Origin of the sequence: Kineococcus aridisoli (genome assembly GCF_050871885.1) — a bacterium.
Taxonomy (GTDB): Bacteria; Actinomycetota; Actinomycetes; order Actinomycetales; family Kineococcaceae; genus Kineococcus.
Genome location: NZ_JBJLSF010000131.1, coordinates 1 through 9075 on the forward strand (window position 1 = coordinate 1; position 9075 = coordinate 9075).

The window sequence follows — 9075 nt, forward strand, 5'->3', positions numbered from 1 at the left end:
TCCTCGTGGGAGACCGGGACGGTGCGCGAGACGCGCTCGGAGACGATGTGCTTGCGCAGGCGCGCCCGGCCCGCCTCGCGGGTCTCGGTGCCCACGCGCAGCTCCTCCTTGGAGCGCGTCATGGCGTCGTCGGTGTTCGGACCGGAGGTGTCGTGGCCGACGGTGTCGGTGCGGTCCGTCATGCCGGTGGTGCCGGCCGTCTCGGTGCGGCCGGTGGTGCCGGTGCCCGTGGTGCCGGTCACCGAGCCGCCGGAGGAGGCGATGCCGTAGTAGCGGCACAGGTCGTCCTCGTCGGTCTCGGTCAGCTCGTGGCCCGGGTCGTGGTGGGGGGCGTCCTTGACCTTGGCCTTCTCGAACGGCACGGTCAGGTGCTCACCGCTGAGGCTGGCCCGCTCCAGCGGGATGAGGGAGGTGCTGGAGCCGAACAGGCCCGTCTTGACCGACACCCACTCCGGCTGGCTGGTGGCGTTGTCGAGGTAGACGTCCTCCACCTTGCCGATTCTGTCGCCGTCGTGGTCGTAGACGGTGGCGCTGTACAGCGCGTCCACGGTGAAGGTGTCGCCAGCCATGTCGGCCTCCTGGGGAGTGGGTCGGTGGTTGACCGGTCGGTGTGCCGCGTGCCCGCACCCACGGGTCGGGAACCGCGGGAGCGCGTGCCGTCGCGGGCGTGGAAACCTCCGCGATCGCGGTCGTACCGGTGTTTACAGCGTCAAGCTGGGACCATGAAGCCAGTCCCCACCGCACCCCGCAACTCGAAGCGCCACCGTTCCACGGTCGTCCGGGCCCGGTCGCCCGGCTCGCGGCTCACCTCTCCAGTGGAGGCAGGAGGCTGTGCCCGCCCGGTTCGTCCTGCGTGCGGGCGCTCGTCCCGCTGGCGGGGTCCACGTCGGTGTCCCCGGCGGGCGAGAGGCCGTAGTGGCGGTAGAGCCGCCGCTCCGCGGCGCTGCTCAGGTGCTCGTCGCCACGGGTGGGCGGGGCGCTGCGCACCTGCGCGGCGCTGACGTCCAGGTGCAGGCGACCCCGCGAGTACGTGGCGCTGGCCAGCGGCACGAACCGGCTCTGCGCGGCACCGCGCGCGGCGCCCGGCGAACCCTCCCCCACCGGGCCCTCGTCCAGCAGCGCTTCCCTCAGCTGGACGGTGACCCACTCCGGGCGCCCGGTGTGGTCGTCGTAGTAGACGCCGCTGACCGGGCCGAGGGTGAGGCCGTCGCGGTCGACGGCGCTCGAACGCGCGACCAGGAAGGCCTGCTCGTCGCTGATCGGCATGGGACTCCTGGGGCTGGCTCGCGTGCGGGCGGGCGGACGGGTCGGACCTCGTGCTCGACGGTGCCGCGGGCGGTGCTCAAGCATTCCACCACTCGGCGGATACAGCGTAAACGACACGGGTCTCCCGGTCGACCGCCCGCGGGGGACGGGAACCGACCGGAGAAGGGGTCCGGCCCCTCCGCTCGCCGTGCCGCACCCGGGCGCGGCCGCGCTGACCCGTGGGAGATGATGACCACGGGTGGTACGTGCCGCACTCCCGCGGCCTGCGGGTGCGGCCCCGCGCAGCACGCGCAGCAGGGGCGACGTCCTCGACGGGCAGGAGGTGGTGGAGGTGCCGGCACCCTCCAGGCGGCCGACGCGGCGCAGCTCCCCGAGCGGGCGTTCCACCGGCCACGACGCGCCCGACGCGGCCGCGACGACTCCCGCGCCCCGCACCGCAGGCGCTCCTCCCGCGGCAGCCGCGGGCGGCGCCACGCGCCGTCGGCCGGGGCTGAGCAGGAGCGTCGTGCTCGAGGCGGCCATCGACTTCGTCGACCGCTTCGGCATCGGCGAGCTGTCCATGCGCAAGCTGGGCGCCTCCCTGCAGGTGGAGGGGATGGCGCTCTACCGCTACGTGCACAGCCGCGACGAACTGCTGGACGCCATGGTGGACCGGCTGCTGGACCAGCTCTACGCCGACCCCGAGGTCCTGCTGCGCCCCGAGGACGACTGGCAGACCTTCCTGCGCCGCGTGGCGGGCGGTGTCCGGCGCATGGCGCTGGACCACCCGCAGATCTTCCCGCTGATCGCCACCCGCCACCGCGCGGCCCCGTGGATCCGCCCGCCCCTGCGCAGCCTGCGCTGGATCGAGGGCTTCCTGGCCGCGCTGCTCTCGCGCGGCTTCAGCGAGGACGCCGCCGTCTACACCTACCGCGCCTTCGGCAGCTTCCTGGTCGGCCACCTGCTGCTGGAGGTCTCCGCCGAGGGCATCGACCCCGTCACCGCCGCCGTCGACCCGGGCAGCACCTCCACCGGCGGCAAGGGCACCGGAGGCGAGAGCACCCGAGGCGAGGGCGCCGAGGGTGGAACCGGCGCCGGGGCCGCCTCGCTGGACCTCAGCACCTTCCCCACGCTGACCCGGCTGGCCGACCGCCTGGCGGTCGAGGACCTCGGCGAGGAGTTCGAGCACTCCCTGGGCAACCTGCTGGAGCGGCTAGAGGAGGCCCGGGAGCGCCTGGCGTGACCGGTGGTGCGCCGAGCACGACCGCCGACCGCTACGGGAGACCGCCTGCGGCCTCGCGGCCCGTCGCGGGCTCGGCGTCTGCCGAGGAGGTCGCCGGGTCCGCACCCAGCTCAGCGGCGGCAGCCCCGCCCGGCTCAGCGGCGGCGGCGGCGCTGCCGGCGGGGGCGGTGGCGCCCGGCGGTGCGGCGGCGGTGACCGGCTCCTCCCCCAGCGGGCCGACCAGTTCCACGGCAGCAGCGGCAGGGGCCTGGGAGAAGTCCGGGACCGAGCTCATGCACCCACCCTCGCAGCGGAACGGGTCGTCGGCGAGCCGGACCGTCGCCGCCCACCGTCACTCGGCGGCGGTGCAGCTCTGGCCGTCGTCCTGGCACCTCGCCGTCACCGCGGCACCGGCGGCGACCTCCAGGTCCGCGGAGGGCATGACCACGAACGGGTCGCTGCCGCCGAGTTCCAGCACCACCGGGCGGCACGTCGCGGGGTCGATCGTGGTGATCGCCGCGCCTGCTCCTCGTGCTGCGCCAGCGGTTCCGCTCGCGCCGGCCGTCGCAGCACCCGCTCCACCTGCGCCGGTACCCGCTCGCGGCGGGCTCACGCCCGCCGGAGCGGTGCGGGCCGGGTCAGCCGAAGGTGTCCGGGTCGGGTCCGGTGCGCTCGTCGCGGTTGAGCGCGCTGATCCGCTCCACCTGCTCCTCGGAGAGCTCGAAGGAGAACAGGTCGAGGTTGCTGACGATGCGCTCGGGCGTCACCGACTTCGGGATGACGACGGTGCCCAGCTGCACGTGCCAGCGCAGCACCACCTGCGCCGCGTCCCGGCCGAGCTCCTGCGCGATCGCCGTGACGACGGGGTCGGACAGCAGCTGCCCGCCCTGGGCCAGCGGGCTCCACGCCTCGGTGACGATGCCGTGCTCGGCGTGGAAGGCGCGCAGGTCCTCCTGCGTCAGGTACGGGTGCAGCTCGACCTGGTTGACGGTGGGCACGATGTCGGTCTCGTCGAGCAGCTTGCGCAGGTGCGTCTTCTGGAAGTTGGAGACGCCGATGGTGCGGATGCGCCCCTGGGCGTGCAGCTCCTGGAAGGCCAGCCAGGTCTCGACGTAGTCGTCGGCCTGCTGCGGCCAGTGGATGAGGTAGAGGTCGAGGACCTCCAGCTGGAGCCTGGCCATGCTGGCGTCGAAGGCGCGCAGCGTCCTCTCCCGCCCGTGCTCGCCGTTGGCCAGCTTGGTGGTGACGAACACCTCCTCGTGCGCCAGGCCCGAGGTGCGCAGCGCGCTGCCCACCTGGGCCTCGTTGCCGTACCGGGCGGCGGTGTCGATGTGCCGGTAGCCGGCCTCCAGGGCCCGCAGGACGACCTCGTCGGTCTGCTCCACGGGCACCTGGAAGACTCCCAGGCCCACCTGGGGGATGCGGGTGCCGTCGTGCAGCTCCAGGTCGGGAACCGTGCTCATGCGTCCTCCTCGTCCGTGGTGCGCTCCCGCCCGGTGCCGCCTGCGCGGCGGGCGGGAGCACGGTCCCCGCGAGGCTAGGTCCGCCCGTCGCCGTGCGCGCGGCGGCGGGCGGACGCCGCGATCACCCGCCGAAGTCGCCGGCGTGCTGCTGCGCCCACTGCGCGAACGTGGTGGCCGGGCGACCGAGCAGCTCCGGCACGACGGAGGTCGTCGAGGCTCCACCGGCGGCGAAGGCGGCCAGGACCGTGTCGACGTACCAGCCGGCGTCCTCGCCCGCGCTCGCCGCCAGCGCCGCGATCGCCTCCTCGCGGTCCACCTGCACGAAGGGCACCTCCCGTCCCAGCGCCCGCCCGAGCACGGCGACCATCTCCCGGCGCGTGAGCACCTGCGGCCCCGTCAACGAGCAGGCGCGGCCCTCGTGCCCCTCGCCCAGCAGCAGCGCGGCGGCGACGGCGGCGACGTCGTCCATCGCCACGGGAGCGCTGGCGGCCTGCGGCCACGGCTCGCGCACGCTGCCGTGCTCGCGGACCTGCGGTGCCCACAGCAGCGCGTTCTCCATGAAGTCCCCCGGCCACAGGTGCGTCCAGGGCACGCCGCCCGCCTCGACCGCTGCGGCCACCGCGCCCCACCAGCTCTCCAGCTCCCCGGACAGGTCCACGACGCGGCTGACCCCGGCGCGGCGCGCCGCCGTCACGACGCGCTGCGCCGTGGCCGGTGACGGCGCCAGGTACAAGCGGTCGACGTCCTGCAGCGCCTCCTGCAGCACCGGTGCCCGCGCCAGCGGTCCGTGCACCACCTCCACCTGCTCCGGCAGCGCCGCACGCTGCGGATCCACCGTCGCGGCACGCACCCGCACCCCGCCCCGGGCCAGCAGGTGGTCCACCACGCGCCGGCCGACGCTGGCGGTGGCTCCGGTGACCAGGACCCTCATGCGCTCCTCCACCGCTCGCGGGCCGGCCCCCAGGTGAGCACGCGCACCGCCGCCGCGGCAAGGGCGCCGGCGGGTGGGGTCGCGGAAGGCACGGGCACCGGAGTTCCAAGAGGAGGCCCGGGGCGGCTGCCCCTACGCTCGCGGCATGGCCCTCAACCGCAAGGCGCTCGACGACCTGCGCGAGACGGTCGGCCGCCTGGGCGACCACCTCGGGCGCTCCGGCCTGCGCGGCGTGGACGAGCTGGTGGGCGACCGCTTCGCCGGCCGCCTCGCACCGGCCCGGCCGCTCCCGGTGGTGCAGGCAGAGCTCGACGCGCTCATCGGCCTGGACACGGTGAAGGGGCAGGTGCGGGCGCTCGTCGCGTTCCTGCAGGTGCAGGCGCGCCGCAAGGCGCACGGCCTGCCCGAGGTCGCGACCTCCCAGCACCTCGTCTTCCTCGGGAACCCGGGCACGGGCAAGACCACCGTGGCGCGGCTGCTGGCCGAGATGTACAGGTCGGTCGGCCTGCTGCAGAAGGGCCACCTGGTGGAGGTGGACCGGGCCGCCCTGGTCGGGCAGTACGTCGGCGAGACGGCGATCAAGACCGACCGGGTGATCCGCCGGGCCCTCGACGGCGTCCTGTTCATCGACGAGGCCTACTCGCTCGCACCGGAGGGCGACGGCCGGCTCGACTTCGGCGCGGAGGCCGTCGAGGTCCTGCTCAAGCGCATGGAGGACCACCGGCACCGCCTGGTGGTCATCGTGGCCGGCTACCCCCGGCTGATGGAGTCGTTCCTGCTCTCCAACCCCGGCCTGCGCTCCCGGTTCGCCCGTGAGGTCGACTTCCCCGACTACTCCACGGACGAGCTCCAGGAGATCTTCGCGATCATCGCGGCGCAGCACGAGTACGAGCTGGCGCCGGGCGCCGAGGCGACGCTCCGGCACATCCTCGGCGGGCTCCACCCCGGTGAGGACTCCGGCAACGCCCGTTTCGCCCGCACGTTGTTCGAGCAGTCGCTCAACCGCCAGGCGCTGCGGCTGACGCAGGACGGGGACCGGAACGCCGAGGAGCTCGACCGCGCCGACGTCATGACGCTCACCTCCGACGACGTCGCCGAGGCCGCCCGTGCGCTGGGCGAGGAACCGGTTCCCGAACCCGACCCTCCCGGGTGGCGACGCTGGCTCGGGTGACTCCCACCACCGGGCCCGAGCCCTGCCGCTCGCGCGAACCCCTCAGGAGGCGGCTCCGTCGTGAGCCGCGCGGTGAGCGGTGACGGCGTCCATGTTCGCCTGGGCCCACACGCGCAGCCGGCCGACCACCTCGTGCAAGGACGCGCCGAGGTCGGTCAGCTCGTAGGTCACCGTCACCGGCACCGTGGGGACGACCGTCCGGGTGACCAGGCCGTCGCGCTCCAGGTTCCGCAGCGTCTGGGTCAGCATCTTCTGGCTCACCCCGACCAGCAGCCGGGACAGCTGCGAGTAGCGCAGCGCCCGCGGCCCCGGGGGACCGTCGTCCTGCTGCGCCGCGGCCTCACCCGCCAGGGCGCACAGGACGAGGGTGACCCACTTGTCCGAGACGCGGTCCAGCAGCTGCCGGCTGGGGCACACCGCCAGGAAGGTGTCGTACTGCGCCGCCGCGGTCGACGGCGACGCCGTGCGCGCCGTCCGTGTCGTCCGTGGCGTCCGTGTCGTCCGTGCTGTCGCTGCCACGACCTCTCCCTCGTCCACGTTCCCGCAGTGCGCAACGCACTCGAAAGTGCCTGCTTCCCGATGGGGAGCAGGAGTGCCAGTGTCGTCCACGGCGCCTCACCGCGCCAGCACCACGACGACCACCGAGGAGGGCCACGCACCGTGAGCACCAGCCTGAACAGCACCCCGAGCACCACCCCGAGCACCACCGGCTCCGCACCCGCTGCACTCCCCGGCGGCACCTGGACCCTGGGGGACCGAGAGGTCACCCGCTTCGGCTACGGCGCGATGCAGCTGGCCGGCCCCGGGGTCGTGGGCCCGCCCGCCGACCGCGCCGGCGCCCTCGCGGTCCTGCGCGCCGCCGTCGAGGCCGGCGTCACCCACATCGACACCTCCGGCGCCTACGGCCCGCACGTGGTCAACGAGCTCATCCGCGAAGCGCTGCACCCCTACCCGCACCACCTCGTCATCGCCACCAAGGTCGGCGCCGAGCGCGACGCCCGGGGCGGGTGGCCCACCGCCCGCCGCCCCGAGGACCTGCGCCGGCAGGTCCAGGACGACCTGCGGACCCTCGGGGTGGACACCCTGGACCTGGTGAACCTGCGCATGGGCGACGCCGGCGGCCCCCGGGCCGGCTCGCTCGCCGAGGCGTTCACGACGATGGCGGAACTGCAGCAGCAGGGACTGGTCCGCCACCTCGGGCTCAGCAACGTCACCGCCGAGCAGGTCGCCGAGGCGCGCAGCATCGCCCCGATCGTGTGCGTGCAGAACATGTACAACCTCGCCGTCCGGCACGACGACGACCTCGTCGACGACCTCGCCCGCGACGCCGTCGCGTACGTGCCGTTCTTCCCCCTGGGCGGTTTCAGCCCGCTGCAGTCCTCGGCGCTGTCGGCCGTGGCCGAGCGGTCGGGGACGACCCCGACGGCGATCGCCCTGAGCTGGCTGCTGCAGCGTTCGCCCAACGTCCTGCTGATCGCGGGCACGAAGTCGGTGGACCACCTGCACGAGAACATCGCCGGCGCAGCCACCGTGCTCTCCGAGCAGGACGTGGCCGAGCTGGACGCGATCGGGCGCTGAGGACCGCCCGGGTGGTGGCGGGAGCGGGGCGAGCCCGGGCGCGGCGGAGAGCGGAGCCGTCGCCGGCCTCGGTCTCAGCACGCCGGAAGGGGTTTGACCTGCAGTGCACTGGAGGTCCTAGCGTGCGGCACCTGATCACCACCGGAGGGGCCGCGGAGGTCCCGAGCGCCCGAGCACGGGCCCGGTGCGTCCGGCGCGACGACGACGAGGAGCCCCATGCGCACGTCTCCCAGGCCGACCGCGGAGGTCGCGGACCGGCCGTGCCCGCCCGACTGCTGGATGTGCGCGGCGCAGGCCGGGCGCGCCCCGGCGATCCCGGTCGGCGTGGCGGTGCTGGAGAACCTGCTCGCGCGGCTGCGGCGGTTCCGCGCCGAGACCGCGGACGCCGGACCCGCGCGGTCGTGGCCCTTCTCGGCGTGGTGGGAGGAGTCCCTCGGGTGATCCGCCCGGGTGCGGACGACCCACCGCCGTCGACGGTCTCCAAGGCCCCGGGACCGGGCCGAGCGCCGAGGTGGGACCCGACGTCGTGGCGGGGGCGGGTGGTTCCCGGCACGACACCTGGTCTCGTTGAAGTTCCCTGCGAGCACCCGGTAGCGATGGGCTGCCGCTCGCCGTCGCCACCGGGTCGCGCCAGGTCCACGTCGCCGGGCAGGTCGCCCGCGACGGCCGGGGACGGGCGCTGGCACCCGGCGACCTCGCAGGTCAGGTCGCTCACGCCCTGCGCAACACCGGCGCCGGTCTGGCAGCCGCCGGCGCTGGCTTCGGCGACGTCGTCCGGCTCACCTTCTACGTCACCGACTGGAACCCGGAGGAGGTGTTCGGATCCTTCACGGCCGGCGTCGAGCAGGTCGCCGAGGAACTGGGCCTGCCCCGGCCGCTGCCCCCGTCCTCCCTCATCGGTGCCAGCCACCTGTTCGAGCCCGACGACCTCGTGGAGGTCGAGGCCACCGCCGTCGTGGACTGAACGACCGGCGGGAACCGCCCGGGAACTCCACCGGCACGGCGCTGCACCTCACGCCCGGGCGGGCGCAGGACGCTGCTCAGGCGCACGAGGCCGGCTCCGAACCGCTCGTCGAGACGGCGCTGGTCGGCCTCGCGGGCCAGCAGCGCCTCCTCGGTGGTCCGCGCCGCGTCCAACGGTCGCCACCCGCCCGCCGGTTCGGGGCAGGGCGTGGCGAAGGACGGTTCCGGTGCACTCGGCCCCTCCCCCGGGCCGGCGGGGCGGGCCGGCGCGGTGAGCCGGATCGCCCCGCCCTGCGGCACCCCGGTGACGACGAAGGACCCGTACCGGCTCTGCAGCACCGACTCGTGGGAACCGGCGGGCAGGGAGGAGAAGTCGAAACCGATCAGGTCCGGGCCCCCGCACTGCGGAGGCAGTGAGGTGGCGACCGCACCCACGCACAGCTGCGGGCCGTGGCCGTCGTCCTGCTCGTGAGCGCGTGCGGGCGGGCCGCGGCGCCCGCAC

At 74.7% G+C, this 9075-nt stretch carries 11 protein-coding genes and 1 pseudogene; 5 read left to right on the forward strand and 7 right to left on the reverse strand.

The window, feature by feature from the left end; all coding sequences use genetic code 11:
* Both ACRYM2_RS21985 and ACRYM2_RS21990 read right to left on the reverse strand, forming a co-directional pair.
* Nucleotides 1-569, reverse strand: a 569-nt coding sequence (locus tag ACRYM2_RS21985) for a PRC-barrel domain-containing protein (protein ID WP_432524730.1), incomplete at its 3' end; no start/stop codon positions are given.
* 235 nt (nucleotides 570-804) lie between these two features.
* Complete coding sequence (locus ACRYM2_RS21990; RefSeq protein WP_432524732.1) at nucleotides 805-1266, reverse strand: hypothetical protein; 462 nt, start codon at nucleotides 1264-1266, stop codon at nucleotides 805-807.
* Nucleotides 1267-1771: 505 nt separating this feature from the next.
* Between ACRYM2_RS21990 and ACRYM2_RS21995 the strand changes: the two genes are divergently transcribed.
* Nucleotides 1772-2488, forward strand: a complete 717-nt coding sequence (locus ACRYM2_RS21995) for a TetR/AcrR family transcriptional regulator C-terminal domain-containing protein (RefSeq protein WP_432524734.1) — start codon at nucleotides 1772-1774, stop codon at nucleotides 2486-2488.
* Between the two features lie 31 nt (nucleotides 2489-2519).
* Here the strand turns inward: ACRYM2_RS21995 and ACRYM2_RS22000 are convergent, their stop codons facing one another.
* The 4 genes and pseudogenes from ACRYM2_RS22000 to ACRYM2_RS22015 form a co-directional block, all read right to left on the reverse strand.
* The gene (locus tag ACRYM2_RS22000; protein ID WP_432524735.1) at nucleotides 2520-2762 is read right to left on the reverse strand and encodes a hypothetical protein; all 243 of its coding nucleotides are present in this window, start codon (nucleotides 2760-2762) and stop codon (nucleotides 2520-2522) included.
* 60 nt (nucleotides 2763-2822) lie between these two features.
* Nucleotides 2823-3080 (reverse strand): annotated as a pseudogene (locus ACRYM2_RS22005) (aldehyde dehydrogenase family protein); the annotation flags it as partial.
* Between the two features lie 25 nt (nucleotides 3081-3105).
* Nucleotides 3106-3930 (reverse strand): aldo/keto reductase, encoded by an 825-nt coding sequence (locus ACRYM2_RS22010; protein ID WP_432524737.1) that lies wholly within the window; start codon nucleotides 3928-3930, stop codon nucleotides 3106-3108.
* 121 nt (nucleotides 3931-4051) lie between these two features.
* Nucleotides 4052-4861 (reverse strand): NAD(P)H-binding protein, encoded by an 810-nt coding sequence (locus tag ACRYM2_RS22015; RefSeq protein WP_432524738.1) that lies wholly within the window; start codon nucleotides 4859-4861, stop codon nucleotides 4052-4054.
* A gap of 145 nt (nucleotides 4862-5006) precedes the next feature.
* On the opposite strand from ACRYM2_RS22015, the gene ACRYM2_RS22020 reads away from it, so the two are divergent.
* Nucleotides 5007-6032: an AAA family ATPase gene (locus ACRYM2_RS22020; RefSeq protein WP_432524740.1), complete on the forward strand. Its 1026-nt coding sequence runs from the start codon at nucleotides 5007-5009 to the stop codon at nucleotides 6030-6032.
* A gap of 42 nt (nucleotides 6033-6074) precedes the next feature.
* Here ACRYM2_RS22020 and ACRYM2_RS22025 read toward each other — a convergent pair whose 3' ends face one another.
* Nucleotides 6075-6455: a winged helix-turn-helix transcriptional regulator gene (locus ACRYM2_RS22025; RefSeq protein ID WP_432524746.1), complete on the reverse strand. Its 381-nt coding sequence runs from the start codon at nucleotides 6453-6455 to the stop codon at nucleotides 6075-6077.
* Nucleotides 6456-6692: 237 nt separating this feature from the next.
* On the opposite strand from ACRYM2_RS22025, the gene ACRYM2_RS22030 reads away from it, so the two are divergent.
* The 3 genes from ACRYM2_RS22030 to ACRYM2_RS22040 all read left to right on the forward strand — a co-directional run bounded on the left by ACRYM2_RS22030 (nucleotide 6693) and on the right by ACRYM2_RS22040 (nucleotide 8574).
* Nucleotides 6693-7610 (forward strand): oxidoreductase, encoded by a 918-nt coding sequence (locus ACRYM2_RS22030; RefSeq protein ID WP_432524742.1) that lies wholly within the window; start codon nucleotides 6693-6695, stop codon nucleotides 7608-7610.
* 216 nt (nucleotides 7611-7826) lie between these two features.
* Entirely contained in the window at nucleotides 7827-8051 is a 225-nt protein-coding gene (locus ACRYM2_RS22035) for a hypothetical protein (RefSeq protein ID WP_432524744.1), read from the forward strand.
* A gap of 136 nt (nucleotides 8052-8187) precedes the next feature.
* Nucleotides 8188-8574: a Rid family hydrolase gene (locus ACRYM2_RS22040; RefSeq protein WP_432524748.1), complete on the forward strand. Its 387-nt coding sequence runs from the start codon at nucleotides 8188-8190 to the stop codon at nucleotides 8572-8574.
* Nucleotides 8575-9075 lie beyond the last annotated feature (501 nt).

Bases quoted from the DNA above. Each gene is read 5' to 3' on its own strand.
- ACRYM2_RS21990 (WP_432524732.1), bottom strand. From the start codon at position 1,266: ATGCCGATCAGCGACGAGCAGGCCTTCCTGGTCGCGCGTTCGAGCGCC.
- ACRYM2_RS22000 (WP_432524735.1), bottom strand. From the start codon at position 2,762: ATGAGCTCGGTCCCGGACTTCTCCCAGGCCCCTGCCGCTGCTGCCGTG.
- ACRYM2_RS22010 (WP_432524737.1), bottom strand. From the start codon at position 3,930: ATGAGCACGGTTCCCGACCTGGAGCTGCACGACGGCACCCGCATCCCC.
- ACRYM2_RS22015 (WP_432524738.1), bottom strand. From the start codon at position 4,861: ATGAGGGTCCTGGTCACCGGAGCCACCGCCAGCGTCGGCCGGCGCGTG.
- ACRYM2_RS22020 (WP_432524740.1), top strand. From the start codon at position 5,007: ATGGCCCTCAACCGCAAGGCGCTCGACGACCTGCGCGAGACGGTCGGC.
- ACRYM2_RS22035 (WP_432524744.1), top strand. From the start codon at position 7,827: ATGCGCACGTCTCCCAGGCCGACCGCGGAGGTCGCGGACCGGCCGTGC.